This is a genomic window from Brenneria izbisi, from assembly GCF_025840185.1.
Lineage (GTDB): Bacteria > Pseudomonadota > Gammaproteobacteria > Enterobacterales > Enterobacteriaceae > Brenneria > Brenneria izbisi.
Window position 1 is genome coordinate 118,289 of the sequence record NZ_JAMPJU010000002.1, and the last position, 18,358, is coordinate 136,646.

14 protein-coding genes and 1 tRNA gene are annotated in these 18,358 nt (G+C 52.4%); 12 read left to right on the forward strand and 3 right to left on the reverse strand.

Annotated features, from left to right (window positions below; genetic code table 11):
* Positions 1–3: 3 nt before the first annotated feature.
* The 7 genes from NC856_RS03285 (at position 4) to ahr (ending at position 6,723) form a co-directional block, all read left to right on the forward strand.
* Positions 4–1,572, forward strand: coding sequence for a hydrogenase 4 subunit F (locus NC856_RS03285; protein ID WP_264089012.1), 1,569 nt, complete (start codon positions 4–6; stop codon positions 1,570–1,572).
* A complete protein-coding gene (locus tag NC856_RS03290) occupies positions 1,565–3,304 on the forward strand; it encodes a hydrogenase large subunit (protein WP_318841718.1) in 1,740 nt (579 codons plus the stop codon). The genes NC856_RS03285 and NC856_RS03290 overlap by 8 nt, the downstream gene beginning before the upstream one ends.
* An 11-nt stretch (positions 3,305–3,315) precedes the next feature.
* Entirely contained in the window at positions 3,316–3,900 is a 585-nt protein-coding gene (gene hyfH, locus NC856_RS03295) for a hydrogenase 4 subunit H (RefSeq protein ID WP_264089013.1), read from the forward strand.
* Positions 3,897–4,673 carry an NADH-quinone oxidoreductase subunit B family protein gene (locus NC856_RS03300; protein ID WP_264089014.1) on the forward strand — a complete coding sequence of 259 codons (777 nt, stop codon included), beginning with the start codon at positions 3,897–3,899 and terminating at the stop codon, positions 4,671–4,673. The genes hyfH and NC856_RS03300 overlap by 4 nt, the downstream gene beginning before the upstream one ends.
* Positions 4,673–5,095 carry a formate hydrogenlyase maturation HycH family protein gene (locus NC856_RS03305; protein WP_264089015.1) on the forward strand — a complete coding sequence of 141 codons (423 nt, stop codon included), beginning with the start codon at positions 4,673–4,675 and terminating at the stop codon, positions 5,093–5,095. The genes NC856_RS03300 and NC856_RS03305 overlap by 1 nt, the downstream gene beginning before the upstream one ends.
* Entirely contained in the window at positions 5,088–5,582 is a 495-nt protein-coding gene (gene hycI, locus NC856_RS03310) for a hydrogenase maturation peptidase HycI (protein WP_264089016.1), read from the forward strand. Before NC856_RS03305 ends, hycI begins: the two co-directional genes overlap by 8 nt.
* 124 nt (positions 5,583–5,706) lie before the next feature.
* Entirely contained in the window at positions 5,707–6,723 is a 1,017-nt protein-coding gene (ahr, locus tag NC856_RS03315) for an NADPH-dependent aldehyde reductase Ahr (protein WP_264089017.1), read from the forward strand.
* A 61-nt stretch (positions 6,724–6,784) separates the two neighbouring features.
* Here the strand turns inward: ahr and NC856_RS03320 are convergent, their stop codons facing one another.
* The gene (locus NC856_RS03320; protein WP_264089018.1) at positions 6,785–8,464 is read right to left on the reverse strand and encodes a methyl-accepting chemotaxis protein; all 1,680 of its coding nucleotides are present in this window, start codon (positions 8,462–8,464) and stop codon (positions 6,785–6,787) included.
* Positions 8,465–8,965: 501 nt separating this feature from the next.
* Between NC856_RS03320 and NC856_RS03325 the strand changes: the two genes are divergently transcribed.
* Both NC856_RS03325 and fdhF read left to right on the forward strand, forming a co-directional pair.
* Positions 8,966–9,508 (forward strand): 4Fe-4S binding protein, encoded by a 543-nt coding sequence (locus tag NC856_RS03325; RefSeq protein ID WP_264089019.1) that lies wholly within the window; start codon positions 8,966–8,968, stop codon positions 9,506–9,508.
* A 39-nt stretch (positions 9,509–9,547) separates the two neighbouring features.
* Positions 9,548–11,698, forward strand: coding sequence for a formate dehydrogenase subunit alpha (gene fdhF / locus NC856_RS03330; protein WP_264089020.1), 2,151 nt, complete (start codon positions 9,548–9,550; stop codon positions 11,696–11,698).
* A 43-nt stretch (positions 11,699–11,741) separates the two neighbouring features.
* On the opposite strand, the gene flhA is transcribed toward fdhF, so the two are convergent.
* Positions 11,742–13,904: a formate hydrogenlyase transcriptional activator FlhA gene (gene flhA, locus NC856_RS03335; protein ID WP_264089021.1), complete on the reverse strand. Its 2,163-nt coding sequence runs from the start codon at positions 13,902–13,904 to the stop codon at positions 11,742–11,744.
* 839 nt (positions 13,905–14,743) lie between these two features.
* On the opposite strand from flhA, the gene NC856_RS03340 reads away from it, so the two are divergent.
* Positions 14,744–16,054, forward strand: a complete 1,311-nt coding sequence (locus tag NC856_RS03340; protein WP_264089022.1) for a dicarboxylate/amino acid:cation symporter — start codon at positions 14,744–14,746, stop codon at positions 16,052–16,054.
* Between the two features lie 67 nt (positions 16,055–16,121).
* Here NC856_RS03340 and hypT read toward each other — a convergent pair whose 3' ends face one another.
* Positions 16,122–17,015: a hypochlorite stress DNA-binding transcriptional regulator HypT gene (hypT, locus tag NC856_RS03345; protein WP_264089023.1), complete on the reverse strand. Its 894-nt coding sequence runs from the start codon at positions 17,013–17,015 to the stop codon at positions 16,122–16,124.
* 162 nt (positions 17,016–17,177) lie between these two features.
* On the opposite strand from hypT, the gene NC856_RS03350 reads away from it, so the two are divergent.
* Together NC856_RS03350 and NC856_RS03355 are read left to right on the forward strand one after the other, a co-directional pair.
* Positions 17,178–17,894: a cysteate racemase gene (locus NC856_RS03350; RefSeq protein ID WP_264089024.1), complete on the forward strand. Its 717-nt coding sequence runs from the start codon at positions 17,178–17,180 to the stop codon at positions 17,892–17,894.
* A 113-nt stretch (positions 17,895–18,007) separates the two neighbouring features.
* Positions 18,008–18,083: transfer RNA gene (locus tag NC856_RS03355), tRNA-Asn, on the forward strand.
* Positions 18,084–18,358: the final 275 nt, after the last annotated feature.

An 18,358-nucleotide genomic window follows, 5' to 3' on the forward strand; every position in this document is an offset into this window, starting at 1 on the left:
GAGATGACCAATATCGATTTGCTGCTCACCCTGCTGGCAACACCGTTCATTACCGCGCTGCTTGCCTTTCTCTGTCGGCTGGCTGGCAGTCATGCCCGCACGCTGGTAACTATGCTCCACCTGCTGGGTCTGACCGTGCTGCTGGTGGCTTCCCTGTCGCTGGTCTGGATGGTGTATCAGTACGGCGAAATACTGGCGCTACACAACTGGCTGCACCTCGACAGCCTGAGCGCACTGTTTCTGGCGATCCTCGGCGTGATTGGCTTCATCACCGGCCTTTATTCCGTCGGCTATATGCGCCACGAAGTGAACAGCGGTGAAATTACCGTCGTCACCCTGTGTTATTACTACGGTTTTTTCCATCTGTTTCTCTTCACTATGCTGTTGGTGATCACCAGCAACAACCTGATCGTGATGTGGGCGGCTATCGAAGCCACCACGCTGAGTTCCGCTTTTCTGGTCGGGCTTTATGGCCAGCGTTCATCGTTGGAAGCGGCCTGGAAATACATCATTATTTGTACCGTCGGCGTAGCGTTCGGTCTATACGGAACGGTGCTGGTATATTCCAACGCGGCCAGCGTCATGAGTGAGCCGGGAAACGCCATTTTCTGGACGGAAGTGTTGCAGCACGCGGGCGAGTTGGACAATACCCTGATGCATCTGGCGTTTATCTTCATCCTGATCGGTTTCGGCACCAAAACCGGGCTATTCCCGATGCACGCCTGGTTGCCGGACGCCCACAGCGAAGCGCCCAGCCCGACCAGCGCGTTACTTTCCGCCGTCCTGCTTAACTGCGCCTTGCTGGTGATTGTGCGTTATTACATCATCGTCAGCGCCGCGCTCGGCCCTGAATATCCGCGCCAACTGCTGCTGGTATTCGGCCTGTTGTCGGTGGCGGTCGCCGCGTTTTTGATGTTGGTGCAGCGTGACATGAAGCGTCTGCTAGCCTATTCGAGCGTCGAGAATATGGGGCTGATTGCCGTCGCGCTGGGCATCGGCGGGCCACTGGGGATCTTCGCCGCGCTGCTGCATACCCTGAATCATAGCCTGGCGAAAACGCTGTTATTTTGCGGTTCCGGCAACGTGCTGTTGAAGTACGGTACGCGCGATATGGATGCGGTGAAAGGCATTATGCGCGTCACCCCGCTCACCGGCGCACTGTTGGCCGGCGGCGCATTAGCGCTCGGCGGCATGCCGCCATTCAATATTTTCCTGAGTGAGTTTATGACCGTCAGCGCCGGTATCAGCGCCGGATACCGTTGGCTGGTCATCATCCTGTTGATCTTGCTGACTATTGTTCTGGCCGGACTGGTGCGCATGGTTGCCGGTACGGTGCTGGGCAGCAGCCCGGAAGCCGTCGGTAAAGGCGAGTTGGGCCTGCTGACCACCGCGCCGATGGTGTTGCTGATGGCGCTCATGCTGATAATGGGCACCCATATTCCTCAGCCGGTACTGCAACTGCTGGAGAATGCCGCCACTGTGGTACAGAACCTCGCCCCGGATAATAACCTTACCCCGCTGGCAGAACACTCGTCGCTAACCCCTTCCCGTCAGGAGATGTACCGTGATTAATGAACAACCGGTTCCCAGCCAGATTTCCTCTGCCGACAAAATCGGCGCGGGCTATATCGCGCAGGTCAGACAGCAATTTCCGGCGGCCATACTGGAAGAAGCGTGGCAAACCCATGATCAACTGACGCTGACGGTAAAACTGAATAGGTTGCCGGAGGTGGTCGAATTCCTTTACTACCAGCAAGGCGGCTGGCTACCCGTGCTGTTCGGCAACGATGAGCGCTCGTTGAACGGCTGTTTTGCGATTTATTACGTGCTATCGATGGAGGCGGGGGAGAAGTGCTGGATCATCGTCAAAGCGTTGGTGGATGCGAATAATCCGGAGTTTCCGTCCGTGACGCCCCGCGTACCCGCCGCCGTCTGGGGCGAGCGCGAGATCCGCGATATGTACGGCCTGATCCCGGTTGGTCTGCCCGATGAGCGCCGTCTGGTATTGCCGGACGACTGGCCGGATGACCTCTATCCGCTGCGTAAAGACGCGATGGACTACCGTCAGCGCCCCGCCCCGACGCAGGATGAAGAGTCCTATCCGTTCGTTAACGAAGGCGGCGGCGCGGCACGCGTGGTGCCGATTGGCCCGTTGCATGTCACTTCTGACGAACCTGGTCATTTTCGGCTGTTTGTCGATGGGGAACAGATTGTCGATGCGGACTATCGGTTGTTTTATGTCCATCGCGGGATGGAAAAGCTGGCGGAAACGCGCATGGGCTACAACGAAGTCACCTTTCTGTCAGACCGGGTGTGCGGCATCTGCGGTTTTACCCACAGCGTGGCTTACGCCTCTTCCATTGAAAACGCGCTGGGGATCGTGGTGCCGCCACGGGCGCACAGCATCCGTAGTATTTTGCTGGAAGTGGAGCGGCTGCACAGTCATCTGCTGAACATCGGGCTGTCCAGCCACTTTGTCGGCTTCGATACCGGTTTCATGCAATTTTTCCGTATTCGCGAGAAGTCGATGACTATCGCCGAGCTTCTGACCGGTGCGCGCAAAACCTACGGGCTCAACCTGATTGGCGGCATTCGCCGCGATATTCTGAAAGACGACCGGTTAAAAACCATTAAGCTGATCCACGAAATGCGGACCGACATCACTCAGCTTTCAGACATGCTGCTCAATACCCCCAACATGCTGCAACGTACCCAGGGCATTGGCATTCTTGATAAAAAAGTGGCCCGCGATTACAGCCCGGTCGGGCCGATGATCCGCGCCAGCGGCTTCAAACGGGATATGCGGATCGATCATCCTTATGCCGGTTATCTTGATCTGCCGATGGAACTGCATCACCTGGATGCGGGTGACGTGTACTCACGTCTGCTGGTGCGGGTACGCGAGGTGTTCACCTCACTGGCGATGATTGAATATGGTCTGGACAACCTGCCGGAAGGCGCGCTGCTGAACGAGCATTTCTCCTATCAGCCGCATAAGTTCGCGCTGGGCTTTGCCGAAGCGCCGCGTGGAGAAGACGTACACTGGAGTATGACCGGCGATAATCAGAAGCTGTTCCGCTGGCGTTGCCGGGCCGCCACTTATGCCAACTGGCCGGTACTGCGTTATATGTTGCGCGGCAACACCATTTCCGACGCGCCGCTGATCATCGGCAGCCTCGATCCCTGTTACTCCTGTACCGATCGGGTCACGCTGATTGATGTAAGAAAACAGAAAGCCACCACCATTCCGTATAAAGAAATGGAACGTTACGGCCTGGAGCGCACCAATTCGCCGCTCAAGTAGAGGGATGAATCATGTTGAAACTGTTTAAAACCATCATCCAGGCGGGCGACAGTACGGTGAAGTACCCGTTCAAGCCGCTGGCGGTGTCGGCGGGGTTTCGCGGCAAGCCAGAGTACGACGCCAGACAGTGCATCGCGTGCGCGGCCTGCACCACGGCCTGTCCCGCCAATGCGCTGACAATGGAAACCGACATCGCCAGCGGCACCCGCTCCTGGCAGTTGTTTCTGGGGCGCTGTATTTTCTGCGGACGCTGTGAGGAAGTCTGCCCGACACGCGCCATCGTGCTGTCGCAGGCGTTTGAGATGGCGGTCATCCGTAAGGCCGATCTCTACCAGCGAGCGACATTTACCCTGCTGGACTGCCATGTCTGCCGCCGCCCTTTCGCCCCGCAAAAAGAGGTGGAATACGTTATGGCGCTGCTGGCGCAATCAGGCCAGTCAGAAGAGAGCGTGGAAGCGCAACGCGCCCACTTTGCCACCTGCCCGGAATGCAAACGTAAACAGAATATGAATCACCGAGGCAATGTCATGCTGAGCCAGCATCTTTCCGCGGCAACCGGCAAACCATCCGCCTCCCGGAAAGGGAGCAACTCATGAGCATCTTGTCCAACTACCGCACCACACCGATCGCGCTGGACGAACAGGCGCAAAAGCTCAAAAAGACGCTGTTGAAAGATATTCAGCGTTCTGCTTACGTGTACCGCGTCGACTGCGGCGGCTGCAATGGTTGCGAAATTGAAATCTTCGCCGCAATCACGCCACTGTTTGATGCCGAACGCTTCGGCATCAAAGTCGTCGCGTCGCCGCGTCACGCCGATATCCTGCTGTTTACCGGCGCCGTAACCCGCGCGATGCGTGCCCCCGCGTTGCGCGCCTACGAATCAGCGCCTGATCCGAAAATCTGTATTTCCTACGGCGCCTGTGGCTGCGGCGGCGGGATCTTTCATGACCTGTATTGCGTCTGGGGAGGCAGCGACACGATTGTACCGATCGATGTCTATATTCCGGGCTGTCCGCCGACGCCCGCGGCAACCATTTACGGGTTTGCCGTCGCGCTGGGATTGCTGGAGCAGAAACTACACGGCAGCGACCATCAGCAAACCGCGGATGAAAAGGTCGCCTTGATTCATCCTGACGTACCGCTGGATCTGCGTATTTTGCTGGAGCGAGAAGCCAGACGCATGGCCGGATATCGTCAGGGGCGGGAAATCAGCGATGCGTTTCTGGCCCGGTTGGAGAATCAACCGCTGGACGGGCTGGATCAGCGTATCGCCCACTGGCTGCAAGAGCGTAATGATCCACGCCTGAATGAAATTGTCGGGCAGTTACAGCAAATCTATCTATCGCTATTGCAGGGAGCACGTTATTGATGAGTACCCAGGTCATTTTTTATGCCTTGAACCAGAAATTTCTTGATGCAAAAGATACGCCCGACATAAAAAGCCGCATACCGGAACAGGCTCAGCAGGTGATGTACTACTCGCTGTCTATCGGCCATCACGTTGGCGTTATCGACTGCCTGAAGAAAATACTGATTTGCCCGCAATCCGACTACCAGCGCTGGATAGCGCAACTTCCACCGGGAGAGGCGCTGCGAAAAATGGCAGGCTTGCTGAAATTCGGCGAGATCACCATTGATGGCAGCCATACTCAACTATTAGGCCGCGCATTTGGCGCGCTGGGCGCAGAACAGGATCGCTATGCGGCATGGACGCAAACATTGCTGACGTACCTGGCCGCCATCGAGCGGGAAAGCGCACTTTATTTAATGGTGAAACGTATTGATGGCTGAAACTGAATGCGGTAGGGAACATATAGTGGATAGTGAAAATATGGTGTTGACCGTGGGCAACACCATGATGGGCGACGATGGCGCCGGGCCGTTGCTGGCCGAACGGATGACACAATATCCGGTGTTCGGCTGGTCGGTGATCGACGGCGGAACCATTCCCGAAAATGCCGCGCACCGGCTGCGTGCGTTGCGCCCCAGGCGGCTGTTAGTGGTCGATGCCACGGACATGGGGCTGACTCCCGGTGAAATCCGCATCGTCGATCCGACCCGCATCGCGCAAGATATGCTGATGAACACCCATAACCTGCCGCTGAATTTCCTGATCGATCAGCTAAAGGAAGACATTCCCGACGTGATTTTTGTGGGTATCCAGCCCGCGCTGGTGGCGTTCTATTTTCCGCTCAGCGCTGCGGTCGAACAGGCGGTGGACAGACTTCACCAGCGCCTGAGCAACTGGCAGGGAAACGGCGGCTTTCAGGTTTTGTAACTGGAAAGCCCTGGTTACGCCGCTTATGTTGCATTGATTATTAAACGTTATTAGCAATTACCCCATTCTGAACACAATTTTGTTACACTACCTGCCGAGCGATTCATGCAATCAGAGGTCAGAAATGAAAATTAAAAGTTATGCGGCAATGCAGGCTGGTCAGGCTTTGGAACTGTATGAGTACGATGCCGGCCCGCTGGATGCCGAAGACGTTGAAGTTGAGGTTGAATATTGTGGTGTCTGCCATTCAGACCTCTCGATGATCGACAATGAATGGGGCATCTCCAGCTATCCGCTGATCGGCGGTCATGAAGTCATTGGCCGTGTTGCGGCACTGGGCGACACCGCCAAAAATAAAGGCTTGTCGCTGGGACAACGTGTCGGTATCGGCTGGACGGCCAAAAGCTGCCAGCACTGCGATGCCTGTATCAACGGCGATCACATCAACTGTCGTCAGGGCGCGACGCCAACCATTTTGAACCACGGCGGATTTGCCGAAAAATTGCGCGCCAACTGGCAATGGGCGATCCCGCTGCCTGATAATCTGGATATCGCCAGCGCCGGTCCGCTGCTATGCGGCGGCATTACGGTATTCAAACCGCTACTGACCCACAATATCACCGCAACCAGCCGCGTCGGTGTCATTGGCATCGGCGGGCTGGGACACATCGCCATCAAAATCCTGCGCGCAATGGGCGCGGAAGTGGTGGCGTTCAGTTCCTCTCCCGCTAAAAAACAGTCGATTCTGGATATGGGCGCCGACGAGGTGGTCAACAGCCGGGATACGGAAGCGCTGAAGCAACTGGCCGGACAATTCGACCTGATTATAAGCACTGTGGCGGTGGATCTCGAATGGCAACCCTATTTTGAAATGCTGGCGCCCAGAGGACATTTCCACACCGTTGGTATCGTGATGAAACCGTTGCCGGTGCCTTCCATTACGCTCATCGGCGGTGATCGCTCGGTGACAGGTTCGTCCACCGGCTCACCGGGACAATTGCGCTCACTGCTCAAGCTGGCCGCGCGTGCGGATGTTTCTCCCAAAGTGGAATTCTTCCCGATGTCGAAAATCAATGAGGCGCTGGATCATGTCCGGGCTGGCAAAGCGAACTTCCGGGTGGTGTTGAAAGCAGATTTCTGATGTGTCGCTAGCGGCATGAGGAATGACGACGGGGACAGCAAAGTCCCCGTCTGTACGTCGGTCAGAATTTTTCCCAGTTATTGTTATGCCCATTCGCGGATAATAGAGACGTATTAACGGGAGAAGGACGACGCGCCAACGCCATACTCGGTGATGGCGAAATTCGTTCGCTGCCTATCGGACAACCATCAGCTTCAAGATGGAAAACATCCACCGTCGCCAAAAGCTGGTCCGTTTTCTCATCCAGACGGGCAGCCGCTTCTGCCGCCTCCACCACCAGCGCCGCATTCTGCTGCGTGACCCCATCCATCTCGTGCACGGCCTGACTAATCTGGCTAATACCACGGGCTTGCTCATCGGTCGCCGCCGCAATTTCGGCAATCAAATCGTTGACATGTGAGATGGCGTCAATAATCTCGGTGGTCGCATCGCCAGACTGTTTTACCTGATCCGCTCCCGCCGCCACCCGGGTTACCGACTCAGAGATCAGATCCTCAATCTCCTTCGCCGCCTGTGCGCTGCGCTGCGCCAGCGTTCGCACTTCGCCCGCGACTACCGCAAACCCCCGCCCTTGTTCACCCGCTCTGGCCGCCTCTACCGCCGCATTGAGCGCCAGAATGTTGGTCTGGAACGCAATCCCATTGATAACGGTGGTGATGTCGGAAATTTTGTGCGAACTGGCGCTGATATTTTCCATGGTTTCCATGACGTTGCTACTGATTTTGCCGCCTTTATGCGCGATATTGGCGGCATTCTGCGCCAGATTGCGCGCCAGATGAACATGCTCCGTAGTCTGCTTTATCGTGGAATTGATCTGCTCCATGCTGGCGGCTGTTTGCTGAAGCGCGGCGGCCTGTTGTTCGGTTCGACCAGACAGATTATCGTTCCCCTCTTTAATATCAGTGGTTCCCTGATCGATTTCCGCCGCGCTCTGACGAATAACCGATACCGTATCCCGCAGGCTTTTTTGCAATCGCTTGATATCCGGTATCAGTCGCCCCGCACAGTTACGGCCAAATTCAGCCAGTTCACACCCCAGTTGTCCGGCAGTCAGTTGCGCCAGATGCGATTTCAATACTCCGATTGGGATCACCAGATAATTTTTCAGGTAGTACTCGGTAAAAAGCAAAATGATAAGACCGACCACCATCGCGGCGATCAGCGCATTTCGATTGCGCTCATTCTGTTCGTTAATACCCGGCAGCATATCGGCCTTGGTAATCTGATCGGTATATTTTTTTATTTCATTGCCAAACGTCATGCTAACAGGGGGATAAACTGAACGGAAAATCTGTCGAAAACTTTCCACATCATTGCGTTGCAACGCTTCGTTCATCGGATCAATCGCAGTTGAAACCAGCGTCGACCAGGTATCACTTATCGATTTGATCGTCACGTCATCAACACCGACATGTTCGGCGGCAGTAAATTTCGCCAGCGAATCCTTGGTATTCCCGATCGCGGTTTGCGCCATCGCCAATGTTTGTTGCGCGTTTTCTGGATTATTGTTCTGCAAATAATCCATTGTTCGCTCCAGTCGGGTCACCGCGCGAAAATATTGATCGGTGCCGTAGACAAGATGCGAATAGGTATTACGCTGAACTTCGGTTTTGTGCAGTTGATTGGTGACGTGATAAAGAGAATAAAGACTGAATCCTGAAGCAATTCCCCATATAATCAATAAGAACGCCACAATCATTAGCACCATACCTCTGATGCTGACATTTCTTAAAAAGCTCATAGCTCAACAACCCCATACCATTAGTCAATAAGCGTCAGAACCGTTGTCTGAATGACGCCTATTATCTATATCTTTATATCCGCTTCCTGCCGGATGAAAAAACCGCAGGTGCACCAAAATCCCCGATTCAGAATTCAAGCAAAGGAAAACCAGATTATTTATAGTAAACGGCGATACCTCATCCCTGTTTTATATATCCCATCGGTTTGTCATCCTTGTCCGCCTTATTTATAGCGGATATAAAATGAGTATAGGCATTAACCCATAAAGTGCGCGTCGCCTCTCGTCAAATCTGCCGAAATCCCCCCTTGCGCCATCGTCATCCTTGACATCATTGCCAGACGACCTTGATCAAAAATGGTTAAATTAAACCTAAAATCAATTAGTTAATTATTGATATTCGCCTTATGGCACAAAGCCTGCTTATTCAGAGCATGGTGTCGCTGCGCCACCGTGTCGACACCCTGATTTTTCATCTGAGTCCAGGTCGGAGACGATGTCATGAACCGGTTCGTTATTGCAGATTCCAATAAATGTATTGGCTGCCGCACTTGCGAGGTTGCCTGTATGCTGGCCCACAGCGACGGAAAAACAGCCTCATTATCTCCAAAAACCTTTTCGCCGCGCCTTAAGGTGATTAAAGGGCTGAACGTCAGCACCACCATCCAATGCCGTCAGTGTGAAGACGCGCCTTGCGCCAACGTTTGTCCGAATGGCGCCATCATTCATGCCGATGACTGCATTCAGGTGCGGCAGGAAAAATGTATTGGCTGCAAAACCTGCGTCGTCGCCTGTCCTTACGGCGCCATGACCGTGATCAGTAAACCGGTTGCCCGTATCAGCCATTATCAGGTGTTGGGCAACTGCATCAAAGCCGAAGCGCAGAAATGCGATCTTTGCGCGGGACGAACCGCAGGCCCGGCCTGTATTGCGGTGTGTCCGACCAAAGCGCTTCATCTGATCAGCCGTGATGATATTGAGGCCATGATCCAACGAAAACAACGACGTGCGGCGCTTGATGAAGCCGCAGGAATGCAGTTCTGAACGGTGCCGTTCAAGGTACGCTGAAGGAGAATAATCATCATGCAGAAAGTGATCACGGTCTGTCCTTATTGCGGTTCAGGCTGCAAAATTAACCTATTGGTTGAAAACGGCAAAGTGGTTGGCGCAGAAGGCGCCAATGGCGTGACAAACGAAGGCGAACTTTGTCTGAAAGGCTATTACGGTTGGGATTTTCTGAACGACACCAAATTACTGACCCCGCGTCTGAAACAACCGCTGATTCGCCGTCAGAAAGGCGCGCCCTTTGAGGCCGTATCCTGGGATGAAGCCATCGAATTCGCCAGTTCCCGCCTGAAAGCGATTAAAGAGAAATACGGCCCCGAAGTCATCATGCATACCGGTTCCTCACGCGGACCCGGCAACGAAACCAACTATGTGATGCAGAAGTTCGCCCGCGCGGTAACCGGCAATAACAATGTTGACTGCTGCGCCCGCGTCTGCCACGGCCCTTCGGTCGCCGGTTTGCAGGTAACGCTGGGTAACGGCGCCATGAGTAACTCCATCTGCGAAATCGAACATACCGAATGTATTCTGGTATTCGGCTATAACGCCGCTGATTCGCATCCTATCGTTGCTCGCCGGATCCTGAAAGCCAGGGAGCGTGGCGCCAACATTATCGTATGCGACCCGCGGCACATTGAAACCGCGCGGATCGCCGATCTGTGGTTGCCGCTAAACAACGGCTCCAACATGGCGCTGGTCAACGCGTTCGCCAATGTGCTGATCAATGAAGGTCTGTACAACAAGGAGTACGTGGCGCGCCATACCGAAGGATTTGAAGAATACAGTCAGATCGTCGCCAAATACACGCCGGAATACGTCGCGGACATCACCGGACTATCACCGCAATTGATTCGCGATGCCATGCGGATGTACGCCGCCGCGCCCTCCGCCACCATTTTGTGGGGCATGGGCGTGACCCAGTGGGGCCAGGGTGTCGATGTGGTGAAAGGCTTGTCCGGTCTGGCATTGTTGACGGGTAATCTGGGGCGCCCGAATGTCGGCGTTGGCCCGGTACGCGGTCAGAATAACGTGCAGGGTGCCTGTGATATGGGCGCGTTGCCTAATGTGTTCCCCGGTTATCAAAACGTCACGGATCCGGCGGTACGGGAGAAATTCGCCAAAGCCTGGGGCGTGTCAAGCCTGTCCGACCAGATCGGCTATTCCCTGACCGATGTACCGCACAAAATCAAAGAGGGCAAAATCAGGGCCAATTACGTGATGGGAGAAGATCCGCTGCAAACCGAGCCGGATCTGTCCATGATGCGGGAAGCGTTTAGTGAACTGGAACTGCTGATTGTGCAGGACATCTTTATGACCAAAACCGCGTCAGTCGCTGACGTGATTTTGCCAGCTACTTCCTGGGGCGAGCACGAAGGCGTCTACTCAGCCGCCGACCGTGGCTTCCAGCGCTTCTATAAAGCGGTTGAACCTCAGGGCGACGTGAAACCGGACTGGGAAATCATCAGCCTGATGGCGACCGCGCTCGGTTATCCGATGCATTATAACAATACCCAGGAAATCTGGGATGAACTGCGCCATCTCTGCCCGCTATATTATGGCGCGACTTACGAAAAAATGGCCGGATTGGGCTACATACCCTGGCCGTGCACCACGGAAGACAGCCCCGGCACGCCATGGTTGTATGCCGGGAACCAGTTCGACCGTCCCGGCGGCAAAGGCCTGTTGTTCGCAACGGAATGGCGACCACCAATGGAACAGGTGGATGAGAACTATCCGCTGGTGCTGTGCACCGTGCGGGAAGTGGGCCACTATTCCTGTCGTTCCATGACCGGCAACTGCACTGCGTTGCAAACGCTGGCGGATGAACCCGGTTATGTGCAGGTCAACCCGGAAGACGCCGAGCGGCTGGGGCTGCGCGATCAAGAACTGGCCTGGGTTTCCTCGCGGCGCGGCAAAGTCATTAGCCGTGTCGCCGTCAGTGAGCGCATCAATAGGGGCGCGGTTTACATGACCTATCAATGGTGGATTGGCGCTTGTAACGAACTGACGCTCGATCACCTCGATCCGATTTCCAAAACGCCGGAATACAAGTATTGCGCCGTCAAACTGGAAGCCATTGAGGATCAACACGCGGCGGAAAATTACGTGCAGCAGGAATACAGCGAGTTGAAGGCGCGTCTGCGCAGGACAGCGGAAGAAGTGAATTAACGTACCGATGCGGCCAGGCTCGCTGGCCGCATCCCGCTCGCCTTTACTCCATATCCTCAATCGCTTTAACCGAAATCCCCATCCGCTGCATACGCGACAACAAGGTTGTGCGTTTCAAGCCGAGTTTGGCGGCAGCGCCTTTTGGCCCGGCGACGATGCCATTGGTTTCTTTTAATACCCGGATAATGCGCTGACGCTCAGACTCTTCCTCGTCATCCTCCCGTCGCGACACCACCGGCGCGTCTTTCAGCGCAACCGGTTTAGGCGTTTCCAGCGGCGAGAGATGCGGTTGCAGTTCAGCCAATTGCAAATTCAACGTCGTTCCCCTGGTGAGGATCACCGCCCTTTCAATCACGTTCTCCAATTCACGCACATTGCCAGGCCAGGGGAGTTTGCTCAATTGGCGCAACATATCTGATGGAATGCTATCAATGTTGCGATTCATTCGGCGTGCGATCTTGCGGGTAAAAAACTTCGCCAGCAACGGAATATCTTCCGGTCGTTCACGCAGCGGCGGGATCACAATCGGGAAAACGTTCAGACGATAATACAGATCGCTGCGATATTCCCGATCAGCAACCATCTGTTTCAGGTCACGATTGGTGGCCGCAATCAGGCGGACATCTACCGGGATAACCCTGCTTCCACCCAGACGCTCAATCTCCCGTTCCTGCAAAACGCGCAGCAGTTTGGGCTGCAACTCTAGCGGGATGTCTCCCACTTCATCCAGAAACAGCGTACTCTTATCCGCCAGTTCAAAACGCCCCTGACGCTGGCTTGAAGCCCCGGTAAAAGCGCCTTTCTCATGGCCGAACAGATCACTTTCCAGTAACCCGGACGGGATCGCCGCACAATTCATCTTCACCATACGGTTCGCCTTACGTGAACTCAGGCTGTGAATGGCGCGAGCGATCAACTCTTTTCCGGTGCCGGTCTCCCCCAGGATCAGAACCGTGCTGTCGCTGTCCGCTACCATTTCCACCTGTTCCAGCACCTGACGGATCGCCGCGCTGCGACCAATAATTTCGCCGAACGCTTCTCCGCCCACACTATGGGTACGTTCGGTGAGTTGCTCCGTCAGATAGAAATTCTCGTGGATTAGCGTGTCTTTCAAACGGGTAATTTGCTCGTAGGCCAGCGCATTGTCCAGCGCGATAGCAATACGCGCCGCAATCTGCCGCAGCAATTTTATTTCCGCTTTACTGACAGATAAATCGCTGTCGTGCGCCAGTTCCAGAACGCCCAGCACGCGATTGCCAAACGTCAGCGGCAGCAGGCAGGCATGCTTCAGGCTATTGTCGAACCATTGCGCCAGATAACGCGGAGGCTCCGCAGGATTAAGGTCATTGTCACGATGGATGAGCAAAACTTCATTGTCGCGCATGACCGCTTCCGCTCGCGTTTCCGATAGCTTGAGCGAGCCTTCGCCGTAATGCGGCGAGCGCCCGGAGAGGTAATGTGTGGCGTAATACTTGAGGGTTTTATCGTCGTCATCGTTATCTCGTAATGCCAGCGCCACGAAATCAATGCCGAAAAAGCGATGAATCTCTTTGGACACTTCCTGCGCCAGCGCCTTCAGTTCCAGCTTGGAAATGACAGTATTTGTCACATCCACCAGAATACGAAAGTGATCGCGTTCATGGCGCAGTCGCTCCTCCTCAAGCAGCGCCTGCTCGCGTTCGCCAATCTGTTCCAGCGTCAGCGTAATGATGTCGGTAAGCGACTGAAAGAAAATAATTTCACTCTCATCAAACCGGCTGCCGTCTGTTTTAATGAACTCGACGCCGCCTAACGAACGCTGCGACGTCAGCAACGGAAACTGGCAGTAATCACTGAGCCCGGCATAAGCCGGCTGGCTCATAAGATGAGGGAATTCACGCTGGAAATGCGCCCGGTCGCAGTGCAGCGGCGTATGGGTATGCCAGACGACACCGCCCGGTCCATCCAATAACAAGACCATTTCTTCATTACAGTGGGTTTTGTTCTCGCTGCGGTCATAGCGGTAAAGCCGAGTTCGATTATGCAGTAGATCGATCAGCAACACGTTGACTCGTCCGAACCGGACAACGGAAAAAGACAAGCTATCCAACACTTGCAACAGAGCTTCTACACTGCGTTGTTGCAGTAGGGTTTGTGACACCTTCAGTAGGGCATCCTGCCATAGAATCGACAACCTTGATGGGGAGTCTGTCAGTCGTATCACCATAACCACCGCAATAAAGTCAACAAAATTACTGGGGATATGTAGTGTAAGGATTAACGACCGGAAATCCTACGTCATCATGCCGATAGCTTGATCTGAATCGCTATTAACCAGAAGAATAATCAGGAAAAAATGCAGAATATTATTGTAATGACAATCATTTTTATCATGTCACGAATAATGGAAAATATCCCGCTTTCCTCCTCTGTCCGCCATTGAGTTTTTGCTCTCCAGCCCCAGTAAAAACTCACAAACCCGAAACAAAATAATTACAAATAAAGTATATATTTTAATCGAAAAATTATTTCAGGAAATATTTACTATTCGTAGATGAATTAAATACCTAAGTAAAGATTAAATAAATTAAGCGGATAAAATCACAACGGCTTGCTTCCATAGAAATGATGGGACTTCAAACAAAAAACATTTTTTAAATTAAAGTAACAAAGCGTAAGGAACAAATAAAATCTGTCTACAATATGTACAATTAAATTCACAAGAAAACATGCTTTTCTTTCTTCTCTCTGCCTTGACTTGCATAAACCTCCATAACCCACTGTTTATATACATGTTTAAATAAGATGGCATACTAACGGGCAGCCGCCATTTCCTATTGAATCACCCATTGATACACACTTTTTTCATGACAAAGATCACATTTGCATTTTAATAAAGAGAAAAAAAATGTAAAAATTCAAAATCGTTGTAATATCGGCGTGCAGACACAACACCCCAATAACAGATCAGGGTGATGGGTTGGGTTTGTTTATTTTATAAACACCCGCTTGTCACACTGCAATAATATTGTGTTGTCTGAATAACATCACCAACATGAGGTTTATATGCAAAGGCAGAAGTTAGTCATACAGATAGCCATCGCTATCTTGTTAGGAATATTGATTGGGTGGGCTTGCCACCAATATCTGGAAGTGGCTCGTGCCAAAGAAATCGCGTCTTACTTCAATATGGTCACAGACATCTTTCTTCGTCTTATCAAGATGATCATTGCACCGCTGGTATTTGCAACGCTGGTTTCCGGCCTGGCGAGTATGGGGAAATCCTCCGCGGTTGGCCGTATCGGTATGAAAGCGATGATTTGGTTCGTTACTGCCTCTGTCCTTTCTCTGCTCATCGGTATGATGCTGGCAAACTTCTTCCAGCCCGGCGCAGGCATGAACCTGGAGATCCCCCCCGTCGCGGCGCCAGTTGCATCCGGCCTGAACACCGATGGTTTTACGCTGAAGAGCTTCATCAGCCACATCTTCCCGAAAAGTATCGTGGAAGCGATGGCAAACAACGAAATTCTACAGATTCTGGTTTTCTCTCTGTTCTTCGGCTCTGCCCTTGCTTACGTCAAACATAGTAACAAACATGCAACAATCATTATTTCGATGATCGAGGAACTGGCGAAAGTGATGTTCCGCGTGACTGACTACGTCATGTCGCTGGCGCCTATCGCCGTATTTGCCGCCATTGCCTCCGCCATCACCACTCAGGGCCTGGGTCTGATTTATGACTTCGGTAAACTGATCGGCGAGTTCTATCTCGGCCTGGTATTGTTGTGGGCGGCGCTGTTCGGCGTCGGCTATGCGTTTCTTGGCAAGGCAATCGTTAAACTGTTCAAACTGATCCGCGAACCCATCATGCTGGCGTTCGCCACCGCGAGCAGTGAATCCGCTTATCCGAAAACCATGGAAGCGTTGACCAAATTCGGCGTGCCGAAGAAAATCACCAGCTTCGTATTGCCATTGGGCTACTCATTCAACCTTGACGGTTCAATGATGTATCAATCCTTTGCGATCCTGTTTATCGCTCAGGCTTACAACATCGATCTGAGCCTGACGCAACAGATTCTGATCCTGTTGACCCTGATGATTACCAGTAAAGGGATGGCCGGCGTAGCGCGTGCTTCTGTGGTGGTGGTGGCGGCGACGCTGCCGATGTTCAGCCTGCCGGAAGCTGGTATTCTGCTGATTATCGGTATCGATCAGTTCCTGGATATGGGCCGTACCGCTACCAACGTGGTGGGCAACAGTATCTCTACCGCGGTTGTTGCCAGTCTGGAAAAAGGCAAATATGACGAGGATGACCAAGAGGAACAGGAAGATCCCGCCGTCGCCTACGAGCAAACCCAAGCCACGCAGAACTCCTGATACGTTGAATGATTATCTGGCGGCCTGAGGGCCGCCAGTGCGATCAACATGTACCGGTATTCAGGTTTTAATATTCGCGCGGCAGCGCTTTTATATACCGCCAGAACTTTTCCGACGCCATATTCAACCTGGCATCAAGGCGATAAAGATAGACGCCCATGCTCATCGCGGCATCCTCCTTATCAAGGATCACCAGTTCCTGACTTTTTAGTTCCTCTTTGATGGAATAGTCCGGCAACCACGCTATACCATAACCGCTTTTGGTCATCCGTTTGAGCAAATCACTCATCGACGAGACGAAATGTACCGTGAACCTGTCGCTGTCAACGGAAGACAAATATCGGCTGACCTGACGCCCCATATAACTGGTATCGGTATAATTCAGAAGCGGCACAGAAGGCGCATGAATATCAAATAACGGATTACCGTTGCTATCGCAGGCGCAGACCGGATAAAGGCGGGATTCCCGTATTTTTTCATGCATAAATGGTTCAGACATCAATTCTTCGTTATAGAATGAGAAAATGAAATCGCTCCGCCCCTCTTTGAGATTTAATACCGCCTCATCAACATCAATTGATTCGACATAAAATATCTTTTCCTGCGGTTCCGGCACGGTTTTTAATAACTCAGGCATAAGAAACACGGACAGCGAATGTGCGGCGGCAATGGTAATTTTATTTTTATAATGGCTGCCGCCATGCAACTTGTTCAACTGATATTCCAGATCGTCCAGGGTATTTCGGATATGGGCATGAAAAACACGGCCCGGCTCGGTTAATTGCAAAGGGGAAGACGCGCGATCAAAAAGATCGAATCCAATGGCGGTTTCTAACGCGCGGATACGTCGACTAAATGAAGACTGTGAAATATTTCGTTTCTCGGCTGCTGTTGTAAAACTACGGTATTCCTCCAGCGCGATAAAATCATAAAGCCACTTTGTCTCTATATTATTCAGCATGATATTTCACCCCCCTCTCCTACCAGCAACGCCAACCCAGGAAAAGCATGAAGATAGCATTCGTTATGCAAAACATACATAGGGGATGGGAATTTAGCAATTCACAAATCCTGGCGATATGCGACCATCCTTGCAGTTTCAACACGCAACGAGGCAAACAGCATGAACAGTCTGGTGGGAATTCTGGGTGGTATGGGGCCGGGTGCAACCGTTGACGCCATGCAAAAACTGATCAGAAACACTCCCGCTTACCGGGATCAGGATCATATTCCGACGATTGCCGTCTCCATCCCGGATATTCCCGACCGCACAAAATGCATTCTTGACCATAGCCCGTCGCCGCTGGAAAAAATGATTGAATATATGAAAATATTGGAAAATGCCGGTGCTGAATGCATTATTATTCCATGCAATACCGCACATTATTGGTTTAAGGAATTAAAACAACATGCACAGGTGGAAATGATCAGTATTATTGATACCGCCTGTCAGGTTATTCAAGAAAGAAAAATCGCTCAAGTCGGATTACTGGCGACCACAGCGACAATCAAGGCGCGTATTTATCAAAATAATCTCGCTGAAAATAGCATTGCCTGCCATATTCCAACCGAAGAAGATCAGATACAGGTGATGGAAAGTATTTATGCTTATAAAGCAGGCGAAGCGGCTACCGCACATGCTCTGCTGTCGCCAATAAAAGATCGGCTGCTGCAAAACGGGGTAGCAAAAATCATCCTTGGCTGTACCGAATTGCCGCTGATTCTGGAAAACGAGATCAAGACGACACCGGACAATTATATTGATGCCACAGAAGAACTGATCAAGAAAACCGTTGAATGGTATTTTTCGCACGTTCATAAAAATGAGATCGCAGCCTGAAAAAGCTTGAGCTCCCATAGATTGCACATTCTCTCACCGAACAGTTTAAAATTGTCGTTTCCGCCTTTGACATGTGCGGCGCGCCCCGTTATGATGCGCCCCGTTCACACGATTCCTCTGTAGTTCAGTCGGTAGAACGGCGGACTGTTAATCCGTATGTCACTGGTTCGAGTCCAGTCAGAGGAGCCAAATTAAAGAAAGCAGACGTTCACTAACGTCTGCTTTTTTGCTTTTAATCAATTGGTTATCCCCTTCTTCAAGTTCGCCCTCGTTCACCAAAAACCACTCGAAGCCATATCCTTTTGCTGGTAAAGATACTGATGAAGCGGGTTTGCCACCAAAACCACATAGCACCAAAAGGAAAGATGATTATTACTGAATTCCATCCTCTCGCACAGATCCGTAGCCATGCAGAGCGGAAAGGTTGGAGACTTGCCGGTCATGAATTTTCTTGTATCCCGCGT

Excerpts from the sequence above, each read along its gene's own strand:
- NC856_RS03285 (WP_264089012.1), top strand. The coding sequence starts at position 4 with ATGACCAATATCGATTTGCTGCTCACCCTGCTGGCAACACCGTTCATT.
- hyfH (WP_264089013.1), top strand. The coding sequence starts at position 3,316 with ATGTTGAAACTGTTTAAAACCATCATCCAGGCGGGCGACAGTACGGTG.
- NC856_RS03300 (WP_264089014.1), top strand. The coding sequence starts at position 3,897 with ATGAGCATCTTGTCCAACTACCGCACCACACCGATCGCGCTGGACGAA.
- NC856_RS03305 (WP_264089015.1), top strand. The coding sequence starts at position 4,673 with ATGAGTACCCAGGTCATTTTTTATGCCTTGAACCAGAAATTTCTTGAT.
- hycI (WP_264089016.1), top strand. The coding sequence starts at position 5,088 with ATGGCTGAAACTGAATGCGGTAGGGAACATATAGTGGATAGTGAAAAT.
- ahr (WP_264089017.1), top strand. The coding sequence starts at position 5,707 with ATGAAAATTAAAAGTTATGCGGCAATGCAGGCTGGTCAGGCTTTGGAA.
- NC856_RS03320 (WP_264089018.1), bottom strand. The coding sequence starts at position 8,464 with ATGAGCTTTTTAAGAAATGTCAGCATCAGAGGTATGGTGCTAATGATT.
- NC856_RS03325 (WP_264089019.1), top strand. The coding sequence starts at position 8,966 with ATGAACCGGTTCGTTATTGCAGATTCCAATAAATGTATTGGCTGCCGC.
- fdhF (WP_264089020.1), top strand. The coding sequence starts at position 9,548 with ATGCAGAAAGTGATCACGGTCTGTCCTTATTGCGGTTCAGGCTGCAAA.
- flhA (WP_264089021.1), bottom strand. The coding sequence starts at position 13,904 with ATGGTGATACGACTGACAGACTCCCCATCAAGGTTGTCGATTCTATGG.
- NC856_RS03340 (WP_264089022.1), top strand. The coding sequence starts at position 14,744 with ATGCAAAGGCAGAAGTTAGTCATACAGATAGCCATCGCTATCTTGTTA.
- hypT (WP_264089023.1), bottom strand. The coding sequence starts at position 17,015 with ATGCTGAATAATATAGAGACAAAGTGGCTTTATGATTTTATCGCGCTG.
- NC856_RS03350 (WP_264089024.1), top strand. The coding sequence starts at position 17,178 with ATGAACAGTCTGGTGGGAATTCTGGGTGGTATGGGGCCGGGTGCAACC.